The organism is Paraburkholderia sp. EG286A, from assembly GCF_040965375.1.
Lineage (GTDB): Bacteria > Pseudomonadota > Gammaproteobacteria > Burkholderiales > Burkholderiaceae > Paraburkholderia.
This window is the reverse complement of sequence record NZ_JBFRCB010000005.1, coordinates 756194-773688: the sequence shown is the minus strand read 5'-3', so window position 1 is coordinate 773688 and position 17495 is coordinate 756194. Positions and strand designations below refer to the sequence as shown.

16 protein-coding genes are annotated in these 17495 nt (G+C 66.3%); 10 read left to right on the top strand and 6 right to left on the bottom strand.

Annotated elements, in window-relative coordinates; genetic code table 11:
- Positions 1 to 15: 15 nt before the first annotated feature.
- From AB4Y35_RS26665 to AB4Y35_RS26655, 3 genes are read right to left on the bottom strand one after another with little or no spacing between them, the layout of a single operon-like run.
- Entirely contained in the window at positions 16 to 1044 is a 1029-nt protein-coding gene (locus tag AB4Y35_RS26665; protein ID WP_368706690.1) for an acyl-CoA dehydrogenase family protein, read from the bottom strand.
- Positions 1045 to 1057: 13 nt separating this feature from the next.
- Positions 1058 to 2224: an acyl-CoA dehydrogenase family protein gene (locus AB4Y35_RS26660; protein ID WP_368706689.1), complete on the bottom strand. Its 1167-nt coding sequence runs from the start codon at positions 2222 to 2224 to the stop codon at positions 1058 to 1060.
- 60 nt (positions 2225 to 2284) lie between these two features.
- A complete protein-coding gene (locus tag AB4Y35_RS26655; RefSeq protein WP_233888092.1) occupies positions 2285 to 2755 on the bottom strand; it encodes a MaoC family dehydratase in 471 nt (156 codons plus the stop codon).
- 310 nt (positions 2756 to 3065) lie between these two features.
- Here AB4Y35_RS26655 and AB4Y35_RS26650 point away from each other — a divergent pair, with 310 nt between their 5' ends.
- The 10 genes from AB4Y35_RS26650 to AB4Y35_RS26605 all read left to right on the top strand — a co-directional run bounded on the left by AB4Y35_RS26650 (position 3066) and on the right by AB4Y35_RS26605 (position 14568).
- Entirely contained in the window at positions 3066 to 4373 is a 1308-nt protein-coding gene (locus tag AB4Y35_RS26650; protein WP_368706688.1) for an MFS transporter, read from the top strand.
- A 61-nt stretch (positions 4374 to 4434) separates the two neighbouring features.
- Positions 4435 to 5775: a CaiB/BaiF CoA transferase family protein gene (locus AB4Y35_RS26645; protein WP_368706687.1), complete on the top strand. Its 1341-nt coding sequence runs from the start codon at positions 4435 to 4437 to the stop codon at positions 5773 to 5775.
- A 96-nt stretch (positions 5776 to 5871) separates the two neighbouring features.
- Positions 5872 to 6708, top strand: coding sequence for an IclR family transcriptional regulator (locus AB4Y35_RS26640; RefSeq protein ID WP_368706686.1), 837 nt, complete (start codon positions 5872 to 5874; stop codon positions 6706 to 6708).
- 271 nt (positions 6709 to 6979) lie between these two features.
- Positions 6980 to 8413, top strand: coding sequence for a DNA-binding protein (locus AB4Y35_RS26635; RefSeq protein ID WP_368706685.1), 1434 nt, complete (start codon positions 6980 to 6982; stop codon positions 8411 to 8413).
- Positions 8414 to 8724: 311 nt separating this feature from the next.
- Entirely contained in the window at positions 8725 to 9954 is a 1230-nt protein-coding gene (locus AB4Y35_RS26630) for an ABC transporter substrate-binding protein (RefSeq protein WP_368706684.1), read from the top strand.
- 85 nt (positions 9955 to 10039) lie between these two features.
- On the top strand, positions 10040 to 11251 hold the full coding sequence (locus tag AB4Y35_RS26625; protein ID WP_368706683.1) for an ABC transporter substrate-binding protein: 1212 nt from the start codon (positions 10040 to 10042) through the stop codon (positions 11249 to 11251).
- 28 nt (positions 11252 to 11279) lie between these two features.
- Complete coding sequence (locus AB4Y35_RS26620) at positions 11280 to 12152, top strand: branched-chain amino acid ABC transporter permease (RefSeq protein ID WP_368706682.1); 873 nt, start codon at positions 11280 to 11282, stop codon at positions 12150 to 12152.
- Positions 12153 to 12157: 5 nt separating this feature from the next.
- The gene (locus tag AB4Y35_RS26615) at positions 12158 to 13147 is read left to right on the top strand and encodes a branched-chain amino acid ABC transporter permease (protein ID WP_368706681.1); all 990 of its coding nucleotides are present in this window, start codon (positions 12158 to 12160) and stop codon (positions 13145 to 13147) included.
- Positions 13134 to 13874, top strand: a complete 741-nt coding sequence (locus tag AB4Y35_RS26610; RefSeq protein ID WP_368706680.1) for an ABC transporter ATP-binding protein — start codon at positions 13134 to 13136, stop codon at positions 13872 to 13874. Before AB4Y35_RS26615 ends, AB4Y35_RS26610 begins: the two co-directional genes overlap by 14 nt.
- Positions 13867 to 14568 carry an ABC transporter ATP-binding protein gene (locus AB4Y35_RS26605; protein ID WP_368706679.1) on the top strand — a complete coding sequence of 234 codons (702 nt, stop codon included), beginning with the start codon at positions 13867 to 13869 and terminating at the stop codon, positions 14566 to 14568. Before AB4Y35_RS26610 ends, AB4Y35_RS26605 begins: the two co-directional genes overlap by 8 nt.
- 230 nt (positions 14569 to 14798) lie before the next feature.
- Here the strand turns inward: AB4Y35_RS26605 and AB4Y35_RS26600 are convergent, their stop codons facing one another.
- Genes AB4Y35_RS26600 through AB4Y35_RS26590 form a run of 3 tightly spaced genes read right to left on the bottom strand, consistent with a single transcriptional unit; the run spans position 14799 to position 17429 of the window.
- Positions 14799 to 16007: a 3-hydroxybenzoate 6-monooxygenase gene (locus tag AB4Y35_RS26600; RefSeq protein WP_368706678.1), complete on the bottom strand. Its 1209-nt coding sequence runs from the start codon at positions 16005 to 16007 to the stop codon at positions 14799 to 14801.
- Between the two features lie 43 nt (positions 16008 to 16050).
- Positions 16051 to 16701, bottom strand: a complete 651-nt coding sequence (gene maiA, locus AB4Y35_RS26595) for a maleylacetoacetate isomerase (protein ID WP_368706677.1) — start codon at positions 16699 to 16701, stop codon at positions 16051 to 16053.
- Between the two features lie 29 nt (positions 16702 to 16730).
- Positions 16731 to 17429, bottom strand: coding sequence for a fumarylacetoacetate hydrolase family protein (locus AB4Y35_RS26590; RefSeq protein WP_254341871.1), 699 nt, complete (start codon positions 17427 to 17429; stop codon positions 16731 to 16733).
- Positions 17430 to 17495: the final 66 nt, after the last annotated feature.

Here is a 17495-nt window from a genome sequence, read left to right as displayed (position 1 = left end):
CCGCGCGTTGCGCGATTACGTTCCGACCGCCGCGGCCTCGTCGAGCGCATCGTAAATGCCGATCACGCCGGCGGCGACAGTGTTCCAATGATCGATGGCGTGCGTGCCGACCACGTCGTCCCAGAACGACTCCGATCCATATTGAAGACGCTGCGCGTGCAACCGTCTCGTATAGAGCTGCAGGTCGAACTCGGCGGTGATGCCCATCGCGCCCACCAGCGCGTGTGCGCCGTTCGCCACCAGCGGCGCGGCGCGGCTCGCACGCGCCTTCGCAATGGCCGCCGCGATGCGCTGTTCCGACGTGTGGTGTCCCGCGCAGCCCAACTGCGCCGCGACGCGCGTGGCGGCCACGTGCTCGGCCATGACGCTCAACTGCTGCTGCACGGCCTGGAACTTGCCGAGTGAGCGGCCGAACTGCTGGCGGTCGTTCACGTAGCCGAGCGTGATGTCGAACACGCGCTGCATGCCGCCCGCCATCGTGGCGGCCGTGGCGAGCGCGCCCAGCTCGCCCACGCCACGCACCGTGGCGGGCAGCGCGCGTGCCGCGTGCGCGGGATAGGTGAGCATGGCGTCGAGGCTGTCGCCGTGCGCGCGCAGATCGGCGCTGGCGAGCTCGATGAGGCTCGTGCCATCGGCGGTTTCGACGATGAGCGTGTCGGCGACGAGACCGTAGGGCACGAAGGCCGCGCCGTGCCGCGAGGCGTTGCCAAGCGCGATGGCGATGGGACCGCGCGGCGCTTCCACGCCCGCGCGTGCGAGCAGATCGCGCGCGATCATGGTGTGCGCGGCGGGCAGCGGCAGCGCGTGCGCGCCGAATTCGAACAGCGCGCCCGCCGTGGCGGCGAGACGCATGCCCGAGCCGCCTTTCTCTTCAGGCACGAGCGCGTCGAGAAAGCCGAGCGCGTCGAGCTGGTCCCACAGGGCGCGTCCCGCGTGACGGTCGCGCGCCGCTTCCACGGTGCGTACGAATTGCGGCGTACAGTGACGCGTGAGCACGTGTTGCGCCGATTCGGTCAGCATGTCATCCATGGTGTTCTTCTCCATGTTCGTCGTTCGTTTAGCGCAGCCCGAGGCCGCGCGCGATCATGCCGCGCAGGATCTCGCGCGTGCCGCCGCGCAGCGAGTACGACGGCGCGATCTTCGTCACGTAGTCGAGCGTATCGGCTAGCTCGCGTGTCACGGCCTGCTGCGGATGCGCGCCGAGCGCGTCGCCGATCAGCGTGGGCACGCTCTGCTCGAAGCTGGTGCCGAGGTCCTTCACGAGCGCGGCCTGGGTGGCAGGGCTCGCCCCGTCGGCGAGCGCTCCCGTGACGGCCACGGACATGGCGCGCAACGTCGCCAGTTCGGTCACGAACGCCCCGAGTGTGCGGCGCTCGCTTTCGCCGACCGGCGCGTGTGCCGCGCGCGCGGCTTCGCGCAGCGTATGCGCCCATTCCTCGAGCAGCACGATGCTCGAATAAATGCGCTCGGGACCGCTGCGCTCGAACGCCAGTTCCGCGGTGACCTGTTCCCAGCCCGCGCCTTCAGTACCGATCAGCGCGTCCTCGGGCAATTCGACATCGTCGAAAGTGACTTCGGAGAAATGCGCGTCGCCGGCGAGGTCGCGAATCGGCGCGACATGCACGCCCGGCAGCGACAGGTCGACGATCACTTGCGAGAGCCCGCGATGCCGGTCCTCGGGCGCGCCCGAAGTGCGCACGAGCGCGATCATGAAGTGCGAGTGCGGCGCGTTGGTCGTCCAGATCTTGCGGCCCGAGAGGCGCCAGCCGCTGGCCGTGCGCTCGGCGCGCGTGCGTACGCTTGCGAGGTCGGAGCCCGCGTTGGGTTCGCTCATGCCGATGCAGAAAAACGCCTCGGCCCGGCAGATGCGCGGCAAATAGAAGGCCTTCTGCGCCTCGGTGCCGTAGCGAGCGATGAGCGGGCCGCTCTGGCGGTCGGCGATCCAGTGGGCTGAAACCGGTGCGCCGGCCGCAAGCAGTTCTTCCACGAGCACGAAGCGTGCGAACGGGCTGCGCCCGCCGCCGCCATATTCGCGCGGCAGCGTGAGGCCCAGCCAGCCTTGCGCCGCGAGCCGGCGGCTGAAGTCGGCGTCGAAGCCGAGCCACGAACGCGCGCGCACGGCGGGCGGCACGCCTTCGAGCGTTTCGGCGAGAAACGCGCGCACCGGTGCGCGCAACGCCTCGTCTTCGGGCGGAATGGTTCGGAGTGTGAAAGGGTCGGTCATAGCGTGCTGCGCTTTACAGTGCAGTTCCTGGCAGTGCGAAGTCATCAGGCGCTTGCGCGCTCATTCGGGGCGGCCGGCGAGCATGCGCTTGACCGTGTACGAGAGCACGAGTTCGTCGCGCTGGTTGAGCACTTCCACGCGGCTCGTGACCACGGCGCGATTGTGCTTCGAGGTGGGCTTCACTTCCTCGACTTCCACCACGCCGTAGATCGTGTCGTTGACGAGCACCGGCGCGTGCGCCTTCATCGAGAACTCGAGCATGGCGAGCCCGGTGCCTTGCACCATGGTCTGGAACAGCAGGCCTTCGATCAGGCCGCTCGTGAGCGCGCCCGGCACGGGGCGCCCGCTCATGGCGCCGTGCTCGAAATGCGCGTCGATGAAGATCGCCTCCAGCATGCCGGTCGCCGAAATGAAATTGACCAGGTCGGTTTCCGTGACCGTGCGCCGGAACGTGCGAAAGCGCTGACCCGCTTGCAGCTCCTGCCAGTAGAAACCGCGTCCGAGCAGTTGGGCGTCTTCGTGTGTCGTCATGCCTGTCTTCCTCCAGTGTGGGATGGCGCGCTGCGCCGATATCGTGTTCCGATTCTAGAATCGAGTTTCGATATCGGCAACACAGTTCGAATATCGGAACAGTGTGTTCGACCGATAGCGCGCGGATAACCTTATGTTTATAAAGAATAATTAGTCGAATTTTGGACGCTTGGAGGGTATACGCCAGGCACGCGCCTCGTTCGATATTCAGAATCCGATGCTACATTCGGAACCCGAGACCGGCACCGCCGGCCCGGCAGCCAGAACGATTCGAATAAACCTGAAAACAGGATTCAAGGAGACAAGCTGGATGAACGCCAACCCCGAGATCGCGCAGGCAGGCGCGGCGGCCGAAGCGGCGCCGCGACGCACGGCCAGCGTCATATTCGCCGGCAGCGTCGGCAACGTGGTGGAGTGGTTCGACTGGTCGGTGTACACGACCTTTGCGATCTACTTCAGCAAGCAGTTCTTTCCCGCCGAGAACGACACCGCCTCGCTGCTCGCGACCTTCGCCGTGTTCGCCGTGGGCTTTTTCATGCGGCCGCTGGGCGGCTGGGTGATCGGCGGCTTCTCCGACCGCTTCGGGCGGCGCGCCGCGCTCACGCTCACCATCATGATGATGGCGGGTTCCTCGCTGCTGATTTCCGTGCTGCCCACCTACGCGACGATCGGCGTGCTTGCGCCCGTGCTCATGACGGTGCTGCGCATGGTGCAGGGCCTCTCGGTCGGCGGCGAATACGGCGCGGCCACCACCTTCCTCGCGGAATCCGCGCCGGCGAAGCGTCGCGGGCTGTATGGCAGCTTCCTGTTCTTCAGCATCGCGGCCGGCCTGCTGCTCGCTTCCGCGCTCGCCAGCGTGATGACGAACGTGATGTCGAAGGAAGCGCTCATGGCGTGGGGCTGGCGCATTCCGTTCTTCATCGGCGGTTGCGGTTCGCTCGCAGGCTTCTGGATGCGCCGCAACGTGGGCGAAACGCACGCGTTCGAACAACTGCGCCGTTCGGGCCGTATCGAGCGCCGCTCGCTGTGGTGGACGTGGACGCAACATCGCACCGCCGTGCTGCGCCTCGTGGGCATCAGCGTGCTGGGTGCGTTCAGCTTCTATCTCTTCATCAGCTTCATGCCGATCTACGCGATCCGCCACGCGGGCGCGACGCCGGCCGACGCCTTTCTGGCCAGCACGCTGAGCATTGCCATCTTCATGATTGCGCAGCCGTTCTTCGGCGCGTTGTCGGACCGCTTCGGGCGGCGTCCGCAGTTGATGGTGTTCGCGGCGGCGTATCTCGTGTTCCTCTATCCGGTGGTGCGCTCGATCGGGCCCAGCGTGACGTCGATGCTGCTCGTCGAATGCTTCGGGTTGCTCACTTATGGACTCTATTCGGCCATTGCGCCCGCGATCATGGCCGAGTTGTTCTCGACCGCGGTGCGGGGCATCGGCATCGGCGCGGCGTACAACCTCGTGGTCGCCTTGCTCGGCGGCACGACACCGTATCTCATGACATGGCTGCAATCGCAGCAGCGTGAGGGCTGGTTTCTCGCCTACGTGTGCGCGGGCGCGGCCGTGAGCCTTATCGCTTACTGGCGCATGCCCGAGACGGCGGGCAAGCCGCTCGACTGAGCATGGCGTACGCGCAGCGCCCGAACGTGCAGTTTCGCAATCCAGGCAGAGGTCATTTCACATGCAGCAGCAGACGAGAGCAGCATCGGCATCGCAGTCAACGACGCAAGGACAACAACACGGCGGCCAGCGCGGCCGGCCGCTCGAAGGCATAAGGGTGCTCGATCTTTCCCGCGTGCTGGCAGGGCCGTGGTGCACGCAGAATCTCGCCGATCTCGGCGCGCAGGTGATCAAGATCGAACGGCCCGGTCCGGGTGACGAAACGCGTTCGTGGGGGCCGCCCTACCTGCGCGACGAAGCGGGCCGCGACACCGTCGAGAGCGCGTATTACCAGTGCGCGAACCGCGGCAAGCTGTCGATGGCCGTGGACATTGCCGCGCCCGAAGGCGCCGCGCTGATCCGCGAACTGGCGCGTCAATGCGACGTGCTGGTGGAGAACTTCAAGGTGGGCGGCCTGAAGAAGTACGGGCTCGACTATGAAAGCCTCGCGGCGCTCAATCCCGCGCTCATCTACTGCTCGGTCACGGGCTTCGGGCAGAGCGGGCCGCTCGCGCATCGAGCTGGATACGACTTCCTCATTCAGGGCATGGGCGGCCTCATGAGCGTGACGGGCGAGCCCGACGAGACGCCCGGCGGTGGCCCGCAGAAAGTCGGCGTGGCGGTCACGGACCTCATGGCCGGCATGTACGCGACGACGGGCGTGCTCGCCGCCGTGATCGAGCGGCAGCGCAGCGGCCTCGGCCAGCACATCGACATCGCGCTGCTCGACTGCCAGCTGGCGATGCTCGCGAACCAGTCGATGAATTATCTCTGCACGGGCGAGGTGCCGCGGCGCCTGGGCAACGCGCATCCCAATGTCGTGCCGTACCAGACCTTCGCGGCCAGCGACGGCCATCTGATTCTCGCGTGCGGCAACGACAGCCAGTTCCGGTCGCTGTGTGGCGCAATGGAGTTGAACGCACTCGCAGCGGACCCACGCTTCGCGACCAACAGCGCACGCAGCGTGAATCGGGCGCTGCTGCTGCCGGTGCTCGAAAAGGCCTTTCGCACGCGCACGCGCGACGCGTGGATCGATGCGCTCGAAGCGTGCGGCGTGCCATGCGGGCCGATCAACGACGTGTCGCAGGCGTTCGGCTCCGAGCATGCGCGCGCGCGTGAAAGCGTGCGCCGCATTGCGCATCCGCTGGCGGGCACGTCGCCGAGCGTGGCGAGTCCGCTGCGCCTGTCGGCGACGCCCGTGCAATACGAGGTGCCGCCGCCCCTGCTCGGCGAGCATACGCGTGAGCTGCTCGACGATCTGCTCGGGCTCGACGCCGCGCGCATCGATGCGCTGTGCGCGAGCGGGGCGATCGGCGCGAATGCGAGAGTGCGAACGCGCGGCGAGCACGAGGAAGCCGTTTGAGCAGGCGCGGGCCACACCATCACGGCCCGTACGCATCCCTTTCGAGAGCAGGGCGGCATGTATAATTTTTCGCACCGTTCAACCGTCGATCGATCCATGGCGCACCTCCCCGAAGACCGCGAAGCGGGCACCGAATCCACCGCATCGCCCGGGCCGCGCGCGACCACGCGCATCGTGCAGGTGCTGCGCATTCTTGCCGACCATCCGCAAGGCGCCACGCTCACCGAACTCGCGGACCTCAGCGCCACGCCCAAAACGAGCCTCCTCGCGCTGCTGCGCGCGCTCACGCACGCGCACTATCTCGCGCATGACGGCGGCAAGTACTCGCTCGGCGTGGAGGCATTCAAGCTAGGCGCGGCCATCGTCGCGCAGCGGCGCTTTCCCGAGATCGCGCGCCCCGTGATGGAGCGCCTCGCGCTCGAAGCGGGGGAAACGATCCTGATCGGTCAACTCGCGAGCGACCGGCCTTCCATGGTCTATGTGATGTCGGCGGAGAGCCGCAGCGCGATCCGCTTCATCGCGGGCATTGGCGAGCGGCGCGAACTCTTTTCCTCCTCGGGCGGACGCGTGCTGCTGGCCGCGATGAGCGAGGCACAGCAAACCGAGTATTTCCACACGGCCGAACTGCGCGCCCACACGCCCGCCACGCGCACGCAAAAACGCGAGTTGAAGGCGCTTCTCAAGGAAGTGGCCGAGACCGGCGTGGCCGCCACGGTCGAGCAGAGTTCCGCCGACGTGGTGGGCTTTGCCGCGCCGATCCGCGACGAGTCGGGCGCGGTGATCGCGGCGCTCGTGATGGGCACGCCGGTCAGCCGCGGCGTGCCGGGCATGGAGCGCTTCAAGACGCTGATCGCGCGTGGCGCCGCGGAGGTGTCGGCGCTGCTTGGCTATGCGGGGCCCACTACGCTGGCGTTTTCGAAGCCGCAGAGATAACCCGCCTCGCTTGACCGCACACTGGCTTGGCGCTGGCTGCCTGACCCGAGCCACAGAAACCCGGCGGCCAGCAAGGAACTGACTTCCGCGCTGCGCCAGAACACCGAAAACGCCGTCCAGGGCGAGTGGCTTGCCGCAAGCGCTTCGGAAGTGGCGGCGCAATCCTGTGAACACCTCCCCTTAAACCCGGCTTTTCGAGCGATTAACCGGGAGGTGGTTGCCTGACAATCTCTAGAAACGCGGGGTGGGCTCGCACTTTCTCGAGGCAGATATGTCAAGCAGCATTACGATCACGGACGAACTGGTTGCTGAAATCGCGGAGCGGATGGCCGACGAGGGCCAGAAGGTTTCTCCCATGGCCATCTGGTCCGAAGTTCATACCGGCTCGGTGGTCGCTGTGGCTGCCTCGCTGCGCAAGTGGCGCGAAGAGCGGGCGCCGCGCGTGCAGCAGGTCGTCGAGCGCCCCGCGTTGCCGGAAACCGTGACGGACACGATGCGCGACGCGCTCGACCGTCTGTGGACGTCGGCGCAGGACGAGGCCGAGCGCGCCGTGGCGCGCCGCCTGCTGTCGATGCGCGAGCGCGTCGAGGACGCATGCAACGAACGCGACAACGCGCTCGAAGAGCTGCAGAGCACGGTCCAGGAACTCGACGCCCTGCAGGTTCAGCTGGATAACATGACGCGCGCCTACGAGACCAGGCCCAATGACGGGCCGGCTCTCGAGGAAGACATCGCGAGCGCGATCGAGCGCGCCGACGCAGCGGAAAAGCGCGCCGAGGAACTGGCCGAGCGTGTTTCGGCCCTCGAGGCGGAACTGGCGCGCGCGGTCGCCGAACTGGCCGCCGAGCGCGAAGCGCACGCTGCCCAGGCCGCGGAAGCCGAAGCCGCTGCGGCAGCCGCGCAGGAAAGCGAGCAGGCCGAGCCGGCAGCCTCGACGGAGAATGACGAAGCGGAGCGCGCAGCGCTGGAAACGGCTCACGCGGAAGCGGTTGCGAAGCTCGAGGGCGAACTGGAAGCGATTCGCGCGGCGCTGCAAGCCGAGCAGGAAGCGCACGCGGCCCAGCGCGAACAGGTCGCCGGTGCCCAGGCCGAGCGCGATGCCGCCGCCACCGAACTGCAGAATGCCCAGCAGCAGCTCGCCAGCCTGAGCGACGAGCGCACGGCCGACGCCTCCGAGATCGCCCGTCTCACGGCGAGCCTGACCGAGGCGCAGGAGCGCGCCGACGCCGCGCAGCAGCAGGCGACCGAACTCGCCGAACTGGGCGAATTCGCCAAGGCCGCGGCGTCGAGCGAAGCCGCCGAGGGCGCAGCCGAGGCACAGCCTGCGGCCGCCGATCCGGAAGAAGTCGAGACGCTGAAGGCCCAGCTTGCCAGCGAGACGGCCAAGCACGCCGCCGCGATTACCGATGCGCGCGAGAACATCAAGCGCTGGTCCGAGTACGCGAACGGACTGAAGCAGCAACTGGCCCAGGCCAACGAAAAGGCGATTGTGGGTCTGGCCCGCAGCGCCGGCGAAGCCTCGCTGAGCCGCCGCCTCGCCGCCGAGCTGGGCCAGGTCGTGCCGGAGCATGAACTGCTGCGCAAGGAGTCCCAGCAGCAAGTGGTCGTCGAAGCGGTCAGCGCTCATCTCGAGCAGCAGGGCTACGCCTACGACGCCAAGACCGGCATGGTGACGAAGCTGAGCACCGAAAACGCGCCGGCCTGAGCGCACCAAAGACCGTCTGTTTGATGGCGCATCGCGAATGCGGTGCGCCGAGCCGTTTCTCCATGCCCGCTGCCTCAGTGCAGCGGCTTTTTTTTGCCCCTGCTCGCCGGACCCGTCGATTGCGCGTGTGCAGGCATCGGGACAAATGCCGACTTCCAGCCAGCCGAACGCCCGCTTTCCAGAAAACGAATTGTTGGCCTCGTGCGCCTGAACCACACTGGCACCTGTCCAGTGGCGCGCCTATGCGAATCAGGCGCCGCCGCGCAGCACACTCCAAAGCATACAAAGCCCCCAAGGGCAAAGGAGGAGACATGACGCGAATCAAGACGCAGCACGGGAGCATCGGCAGACCGGGACGCGGACGGCCCGCGCCGACGAACCTGCGCGGCGCGCTGGCGGCGGCGCTGGCCATCGCACTCGCGCCGTCGTTCGCGCACGCCACGGAGTGGCGCGTGGGCGTGGAACTGCCGCTCACCGGCGCGCTCGCGCAGGCGGGCACCGAAATGTACCGCGGCATTCAGGTGGCGGCCGACATCTACAACCGGCGCCATCCGCAGGACAAGATCACGCTGGTGGCCGTCGACGACGAATCGAACCCGGCCAAGGCCGTCGCCGCCGTCGAGCAGCTCGCCTCGCAGCACGTGGTCGCGATCGCGGGTGCGGCCAATTCGAACTGTGCCGGCCCGGCGTCGGAGGCCGCGAACAAGGCCGGGCTCGTCTACGTGACCTCGGGCGGCACCAGCGACGACATGGTCACGCGCGGCCTGAAGAACTTCTTTCGCGTGAGCAACACGCCCGGCTACACGAAGGGCATGGTGGGCCTCTTCAACACGCTGGGCGTGAAGTCGGTGGCGATCGTCTACTCGACGAAGGATGCGACGAGCGACCTCGCGAAGCAGCTCGACACGGCGCTCAAGGCGCAAGGCGTGAAGACCTTCCTGCATGCGTACGATCCGTCTATCAGCGACTTCAAGCCGCTCATCAACAAGGTCAAGCTGCAGGACAAGCCCGATGCGATGGCGATGATCGGCTACGAGAACGACTACGTGGGCATTCTGCGCGCCTCGCGCGTGCTCAAGCCCGAGCTGAAGGCGATAGCGGCGCCATGGGCGTTCGCGAGCCCGAAGATGGCGCAGTCGTTCCCCGACCTCGTGCCGAACGTGTATGGCGCGACCGTGCTCTCTTCGCCGGCTGATTACCGCTCGGCGGACCAGCGCGACTTCTCCGATACGTACCAGCGGCTCTTCAAGACCGGTTCGAACTATCAGTCGCAGACGTCGTTCGTCTACGCGCAACTGCTGTTCGACGCGATCGCGAGTGCGCAGAAAGCGGGCACGCTCGACAAGGGCGGTCTGGCCGACACGCTGCGCGCCACCCGGCGCGACGACACGTTCATTGGCAAGGTGGCGTTCGACGCTCGCGGCGACAACGCGAACTACGTGGCGCACATGGGCCAGTTCGCGCACGACGGCAAGCTCGCGCTCGTCTGGCCCGCGACCTACGCGACGGCGAAGCCGGTGTATCCGGGCGTGCCGTGGTAACAAAAACATAGAACAACGAAACAGGGCGAGCGCCGCATCTGAACGGCGCCGCTTTCTATTCCCGAGACTCAGGTTTGGAGGTTCGATGGACCGCTTCGCGACTCGCAGCAAGCCGCGCGCCCTCGTGCGCGCACTCTTTCGCATCGGCGCGGGCGCCGCAAGCGCCTGCGCGCTGCTCGCCCACACGCCCGCCGCATTTGCCGACACGCTGCCCGTGGGGGTGGAGTTGCCGCTCACCGGCTCGATGGCGCGCGCAGGCAACGCGCAGCTCGAAGGCATCCGGCTCGCCGCCGATCTCTTCAACAACGGTAGCGGCAAACACAAGGTCGCGCTCACCGTGGTCGACGACGAGGCGCAACCCGCCAAGGCCGTATCGGCGGTGGAGAAGCTCGCTTCGCAAGGCGTGCTCGCCATTACGGGCGGCTACGGCTCCAATTCGGTCAGCCCGGCTTCGGAAGCGGCGGACAAGGCGGGCATCGTCTATATCACCTCGGGGGCCGTGGACAGCGCGATGACCACGCGCGGCCTCAAGCACTTTTTCCGCATCGGGCCCGCATCGGGCTATTCGAAGGCCGTGGTGGGGCAGTTGAACGCCATGGGCGTGAAGTCGGTTTCGATTCTCGCCTCGACGAAGCAGGCCACCACCGACCTCAGCAACGAAGTCTCGACGCAACTGCGCGCGCAGGGCGTGACAGTGACGGTGCACGCGTTCGACCCGGCGATGACGGACTTCAAGCCGCTCGTGAACAAGGTGCGCTTGCAGGACAAACCCGAAGTCCTGCTGATGATCGCGTACGAGAACGACTATATCGGCATTCTGCGCGCGGCCAAGGTGCTGCGCCCGCAACTAAAAGCCGTGATGGGCGCGTGGTCCATCGTCACGCCGAAGATGACCACCGACTATCCCGATCTCGTGAACAACGTGATCGGCTGCGCGATGCTGCCGTACCCCGCGGACTTCGGCACGGCCGACGGCAAAGCCTTCGTGCAGGCGTACCAGGCCGCCTATCACAAGGAACCCGATTACCTGGCCGAATTCGCCTACGTGCAGTCGCGGCTGCTGTTCGACGCCATGGCGCGCGCGGCCGACGCGGGCACGCTCAAGCAGGACGGTATTGCCGCCGAACTGCGCGCGAAGCCGCACGACACGCTGATCGGCAAGGTGAGCTTCGCGCCGAACGGCGACAACCCCGCGTTTCTGAACAACATGGCGCAGATCCAGGGCAACCGCATCGCGCTCGTGTGGCCGAAGGAGCGCGCCACGGGCAAGCTGAACTACCCCGCGCTGCCGTGGTAATTGCGCGCGCAACGAAGGAGGAGCCGCGATGACGGACCTGTTGCTGCAATCGCTGTATTCGGGCGTGCTCGTGGGCGGCGCATACGCGCTCGTCGCGCTGGGGCTCGCGCTGGTGTTCGGCTCGATGCGCATCATCAATCTCGCCCACGGCGAACTGGTGCTGCTGGCCGCCTATATCGCCTACACGTTCGAGACGAAGCTCGGCCTCAACCCCGTGTTTGCGATTCCGGTGGCGATTCCGGTGGTCTGCGCGGCCGCCGCCGCCGCGTGGTACCTGGTGAGCCGCATCAAGCGCGACCGCGAGCTGAACTCGCTGATCCTGACCTACGGCATCGGCATCGTGCTGACCAACGCCGTGCTGCTGGGCTGGGGCGCCGACGTGCACTCGACCGGCAGCGCATGGCTGCAGGACAGCGTGATGCTCGGCAACCTGCTTTCCATGCGCAGCGAAGTGCTCTCGTTCGGCATCAGCGTCGCGCTGATGCTCGCACTCTGGTGGTGGCTCTCGCGTTCGTGGTATGGCCGCGCCGTGCGTGCGATTTCCAGCAACCGCGATGCGGCGCGCCTGATGGGTATCGACCCGCGCAAGACCGAACTGATCTCGTTCATCGTGGCGGGGCTGCTCGCTTCGTGCGCGGGCGTGTCGATCTACGCGTCGAGCGCGATCCAGCCATCCATTGGCGAAGCGCTTACCGTCAAGGCGTTCATCATCACGGTGCTCGCGGGCGTGGGCTCGATTCCGGGCGTGCTGGCGGGCGCGATGCTGCTTGGCATTACCGAGGCGCTCACCGTCACGCTCGCCAGTTCGGCGTTGCAGGAACTCGCGGGCATGCTGCTGTTTCTGCTCGTGCTCTACGTGCTGCCGAACGGCTTGTTCGGTGTGGCGAAACGAAGGGGATGAGATCGATGTCGACATTGAAAACCACAACGGCCTGGTCGGGCCCGCGTCTGGCTGGGCTCGCCGTGGCGCTGGCCGTGCTGTATGCGGGCGTGCCGCTCGTGTTCGGGCAGAACCTGTATCTGATGAGCCTGGCGGTGGCCTCGCTCACGATCGCGGGCGTGGCGCTCGCGTGGGCGCTGCTCGGTAACCTCGGCGGCATGGTGAGCTTTGGACACGCGGCGTTTTTCGGCGTGGGCTCGTATATCTCGGCGCTCCTCACGCTCAAGGCGGGCTGGCCCGTGTTTCCCGCGATGCTCGCGGGCGGCGTGGGGGCGGCAGTCGCCTCGCTCGCCATGGCGCCCGCGCTGCGCCTGAAGGGGCCGTACTTCGCGCTCGCCATCCTCGCCTATGCGCAGATCTTCCGCATCATCGCGACCGAATGGTCCGGCCTCACGGGCGGCGCGAGCGGCCTTTCCAGCATTCCGGGGCTGCCGAAGGTCGCGGGCTTCGATTTCGGCAGCAAGAGCGGCGGCTATCTCGTGGTGCTCACGCTCGTGCTCGTGTTCGCCGCGATCTATGCGCGGCTGCGCGGCAGCCATGTGGGACTCGCGCTGCGGGCGATGCACGAATCCGAGGACGCGACGCGCGTGGTGGGCGTCAACAGCGTGATGCTCAAGCTCGCCATGCTGATGCTCTCGGCGCTGATGACGGGGCTGGTGGGCGCCTTCAACGCGCACTACATCAATTTTCTCGAACCCGATTACGCGTTCAACGCGAGCTGGGCCGTCGTGCCGATCATCGCGGCAATCTGCGGCGGCTATCGCACGATACTCGGGCCGCTGGTGGGCGCGGTGACGGTCTATCTAGTGGATCAGCTCGTGCTCAAGAGCCTGCTGCCGACGGGGCACCAGATCGTGCTGGGCATCCTGCTCGTGGCGATGATCATCGTGAGCCCCGCGGGTCTGACCGCGCTGCGCTTCAAACGTACCCGGCGAGGTGTCTATGCAGCAAGCTGAACAGGCGGCGGAGTTGCGCCTGCAGGATGTCTCGATCCGCTTCGGCGGCATCACGGCGGTCAACGGTGTATCGCTATCGCTCGGCACGCGCGACGTGGTGGGGCTGGTCGGCCCGAACGGCGCGGGTAAGACGACGCTTTTCAACGCGATATCGGGGCTCGTGCGGCCCACGAGCGGTTCGATCCGTTTCGGCGACGTGGATCTGCTGAAAGCGCCGCTTTACCGGCGCGCGCGCCTTGGCATCGGGCGCACGTTCCAGGTGCCACAGCCCATGCACGAACTCACGGTGCGCGAGAACCTGATCGTCGCGCAACGCTTCGGTACGGGGCGTGTTGACGAGGCGCGCATCGACGAAATCCTCGCGTTCCTGGGACTCGAAGGCAAGGCGCAGCGCGACGCGGCGACGGAACTCGCGCTCACTGAACTGAAGGCGCTGGAGGTGGCGAAGGCGCTCGCCACCGGGCCGAAGCTGCTGTTGCTCGACGAAGTGCTGGGTGGCCTCGAGACGGCCACCAAGCGCCGCTTCATGCAAACGCTGCTGGCGGTGCACGAGCGTTACAACGTAGGCATCCTGATCATTGAGCACGATATCGAAACCGTGATGAGCCTGTGCAGGCGCGTATGCGTGCTCAACTTCGGCAAGCTCATTGCCGATGGGCCGCCCGCCGAAGTGTTCCGTGATCCCGAAGTCGTGCGCAGTTATACGGGGGAGGCCGCCCATGCTTGAGGTTAGCAGCGCCCGCGCCGGCTATGGCGCGATCAATGTGTTATGGGACGTTACGCTCAATATTGCGAGCGGCGAGGTCACGACCATCGTGGGCCCGAATGGCGCGGGAAAGACCACGCTGCTGCGCGCGATCATGGGGCTCGTGCCGCTGGAGCGCGGCCAGATCACCTTCGATGGTGCGCCGCTCGCGGGCGTGCCCACGTGGGACATGGCACAGCGCGGCATTGCGATGGTGCCCGAAGGGCGCATGATCTTCCGCGACATGTCGATCGAGGAGAACCTGATGCTGGGCGCGTTTGCGAAAACGCGTCGCGCTGGGGCGAAAGCGCAGCTCGAGGAGGTCTATGCACTGTTTCCGCTGCTCAAGGAGCGGCGCGGGCTGCCTGCGGGCACGCTATCAGGCGGGCAGGCGCAGATGCTGGCGCTTGGGCGCGGGCTCATGTCTTCGCCGCAGCTCATGCTGATCGATGAGCCTTCGCTTGGGCTTGCGCCTGTGATGGTGCAGGAAGTGTTTGCGATTCTTGATCGGCTCAAGGGGGCTGGGCGCACTATTGTGCTCGTGGAGCAGAATACTAATATGGCGTTGCGGCTTGCTGATCAGGTTTATCTTATGCAGGGTGGGAAGGTTACGTTTGCTGCGCGAGCTAAGGATGTGAATGTGGATGAGCTTCACGATATGTATTTTGCGCGTTAGGTTTTTTTGTTTTCGGTCTTGGCTGTTTTCGCGGTTTCTTGTTTTCGCGTCGGTGTGCAGGCGCTGGCGGTTTGAGCGGCTTTCTTTGCCTACTTTCTTTGCCGCCGCAAAGAAAGTAGGTGCAGCCCCGCACAGGGGCAACGCCTGCACACCGACGCGAAAACAAGGAAAGGCCAAAACGGCCAGAAACCACGGCCAAAGCCCAGGCAAACCTCAAACGCACTAGCGGCTCAAACCGCGCCAGAATCGAGACAGTTCTCAGCACTCCACCCATAAAGCCACTGCAGCGAGTCATAAAACTGCTCCTGGCTGCGCCCCACCCACAACGCATTGCGCACGAGCCGATCCACGCCCTTGGCGTGATAAATGCGCCCCATCTCACGCGCGGAGTAAAGCACGCGCGCCGTCCGCGGAATACGCGCCGCCTCATACCGCTTGAACGCCTCGACGAAATCGCCATCGGCAGCCTTGACGGCAACGCCCAGCGTGACCGCATCCTCTAGCGCCTGGCAAGCGCCCTGCGCCACATACTGCGTCATCGGGTGCGCAGCATCGCCGAGTATCGTCGCACGACCGAAGCTCCATTGCTCGACCGGATCGCGGTCGGCCGTGGCCCAGCGCTTCCACGACGTCGGGCGGTCGAGCATCTGCCGCGGCAACGCGTCGACTCCTTCGAAGTACGAAAGGACTTCTTCCTTGCTGCCGTCGCGCACGCCCCAGACTTCCTGCTCCCGGCTATGAAAGGTCACGACGAGGTTGTACTGCCGGCCGCCGCGCAGCGGATAGTGCACGAGGTGGCAGTGCGGCCCCGCCCACACCACGGGCGCGTTGATCTGCAGATCCTTCGGCATGTTCTCCACGTCGACCACGGCGCGGTAGACCACGTGGCCCGTCACACGCGGTTCGTCGCCGATCAGCGCCGCGCGCACCGCGGACTTCACGCCGTCGCAGCCGATCACGGCGTCGGCGCTGTAGCGCTCGCCATGCTGGTCGATCACGGTTACGCCGTGCTCGTTCTGTTCGAGCGACTTGATCTGCGTGTCGGTGCGGAACTGGATGAGCGGATTGTCCTTCACCGCTTCGAGAATCGACAGATGAATGTCCGCGCGATGAATCACGCCATACGGATTGCCAAAGCGCTCGCGAAAGCGCTCGCTCGTTTCGATGCGCGCGACGGGCTTCGCGTTGGTCGCGTCCATGAGCGTGAGCGAGTCCGTGAACACGGCGCGATTGCGCGCCGCCTCGCCAGCGCCGAGCGCGTCGAGCGCCGTGAACGCATTGGGGCCGAGTTGGATGCCCGCGCCGATCTCGCCGATCTGCGGGGCCTGCTCGAGCAGCAGCACGCGGACGTCGGCCCGTGCGAGCGCAAGCGCCGCTGCAAGGCCGCCGATGCCGCCGCCCACCACGATCGCGCTGCGTCTGGCGTTGGATGATTGCATGTCTTGTCTCCTGAATGACTTGTTTGAGGCCCGCGCTGCGCGGCTAGGCGGCGTAATCGGGCTGACGCTGCGGCTCGGCCGCGGCGAATGCGGGATGCTCGCAGGCGTGGCGATAGACAGCCATGCTGCGCGGGTAAGCGGACAAATCGCAGCCCATGCGCAACGCATTCGCGATCTGCGGCACGAGGCAGCAGTCGGCCAGCGTGGGCGCCGCGCCGAAGCACCACGGTCCATCGTGCGACCCGGCGGCCTGCGCGAGCAGACGCTCCACGCCTGCCATGCCTTGCGCGACCCAGTGCCGATACCACGCGCTCTTCTGCTCCGGCGTCACGCCCAGCACATCCTGCAGATACTTGAGCACGCGCAGGTTGTTGACGGGATGCATGTCGCAGCCGATCAGGTACGCGAGTTCGAGCACGCGCGCACGCGCTTGCGGCTCCGCCGGGATCAGGCGCGGCTCGGAATAGCGCGCATCGAGCCAGTCGATGATGGCGAGCGACTGGCCCAGATGGAAGTCGCCTTCGACGATCGCGGGCACCGCTGCCGAAGCGTTGACGTGCTCGACGTACTGCGGCGCTCGATGCTCGCCGGTGCGGATGTTGACGCCGAGATACTCATGCTCGACGCCCTTGAGCCGCAACGCGATGCGCACACGGTACGAAGTCGAGCTATTGAAGAAGCTGTAGAGCTGCACGATGGACTTCCCTGTAGTACGGATGCGGCTCAAACCACCTTCACGGTCAGCTCGCCCAGGCGCTCGACGCCCACCTTCATGGTGTCGCCGGCCTTCACGGGGCCCACGCCTTCGGGCGTGCCGGTGAAGATCACGTCGCCCGGTTCGAGGCGGAAGAACTTCGAGAGATACGAAACCGTTTCGGCCACCGACCAGATGAGGTGCGAGACGTCGCTCTTCTGTTTCGTTTCGCCGTTGACGGTGAGCCACAGGCCTGCGTTCTCGAAGTGGCCGGCTTCGCTCGCCGGATGCACGGGGCCCACCGGCGCGGAAAGATCGAACGCCTTGCCGATTTCCCAGGGGCGGCCCATTTCACGCATCTTCATCTGCAGGTCGCGGCGCGTCATGTCGAGACCCACGGCGTAGCCCCACACGTGCGAGAGCGCGTCTTCCTCGGCGATATCCGAGCCCGCCTTGCCGATCACCGCCACGAGTTCGGCTTCGTAGTGGTAGTTCTGCGTTTGCGCCGGATACGGCAGTTCGAGCGTTTCGCCGTAGGCGACCGGCACGATGGCGTTATCGGGCTTGCAGAAGAAGAAGGGCGGCTCGCGGTCTGGGTCGAAGCCCATTTCGCGCGCATGCGCGGCGTAATTGCGGCCCACGCAGTACACGCGGCGCACGGCGAACTGATCGGTCGAGCCGGCGACGGCAAGGGCGACGGGCGCCTCGGGCTGGAAAACGAATGCCATGATGGTTGCTCTTTGAGAGAGTGAACAGATTGATAGGGATGCCGAAGCAAGCTGCGAGCGCGTATC

Bases quoted from the DNA above. Each gene is read 5' to 3' on its own strand.
- AB4Y35_RS26640 (WP_368706686.1), top strand. From the start codon at position 5,872: ATGGCGCACCTCCCCGAAGACCGCGAAGCGGGCACCGAATCCACCGCA.
- AB4Y35_RS26615 (WP_368706681.1), top strand. From the start codon at position 12,158: ATGTCGACATTGAAAACCACAACGGCCTGGTCGGGCCCGCGTCTGGCT.
- AB4Y35_RS26630 (WP_368706684.1), top strand. From the start codon at position 8,725: ATGACGCGAATCAAGACGCAGCACGGGAGCATCGGCAGACCGGGACGC.
- AB4Y35_RS26620 (WP_368706682.1), top strand. From the start codon at position 11,280: ATGACGGACCTGTTGCTGCAATCGCTGTATTCGGGCGTGCTCGTGGGC.
- AB4Y35_RS26645 (WP_368706687.1), top strand. From the start codon at position 4,435: ATGCAGCAGCAGACGAGAGCAGCATCGGCATCGCAGTCAACGACGCAA.
- AB4Y35_RS26660 (WP_368706689.1), bottom strand. From the start codon at position 2,224: ATGACCGACCCTTTCACACTCCGAACCATTCCGCCCGAAGACGAGGCG.
- AB4Y35_RS26655 (WP_233888092.1), bottom strand. From the start codon at position 2,755: ATGACGACACACGAAGACGCCCAACTGCTCGGACGCGGTTTCTACTGG.
- AB4Y35_RS26650 (WP_368706688.1), top strand. From the start codon at position 3,066: ATGAACGCCAACCCCGAGATCGCGCAGGCAGGCGCGGCGGCCGAAGCG.
- AB4Y35_RS26605 (WP_368706679.1), top strand. From the start codon at position 13,867: ATGCTTGAGGTTAGCAGCGCCCGCGCCGGCTATGGCGCGATCAATGTG.
- AB4Y35_RS26625 (WP_368706683.1), top strand. From the start codon at position 10,040: ATGGACCGCTTCGCGACTCGCAGCAAGCCGCGCGCCCTCGTGCGCGCA.
- AB4Y35_RS26600 (WP_368706678.1), bottom strand. From the start codon at position 16,007: ATGCAATCATCCAACGCCAGACGCAGCGCGATCGTGGTGGGCGGCGGC.
- AB4Y35_RS26590 (WP_254341871.1), bottom strand. From the start codon at position 17,429: ATGGCATTCGTTTTCCAGCCCGAGGCGCCCGTCGCCCTTGCCGTCGCC.
- AB4Y35_RS26635 (WP_368706685.1), top strand. From the start codon at position 6,980: ATGTCAAGCAGCATTACGATCACGGACGAACTGGTTGCTGAAATCGCG.
- AB4Y35_RS26610 (WP_368706680.1), top strand. From the start codon at position 13,134: ATGCAGCAAGCTGAACAGGCGGCGGAGTTGCGCCTGCAGGATGTCTCG.
- AB4Y35_RS26665 (WP_368706690.1), bottom strand. From the start codon at position 1,044: ATGGAGAAGAACACCATGGATGACATGCTGACCGAATCGGCGCAACAC.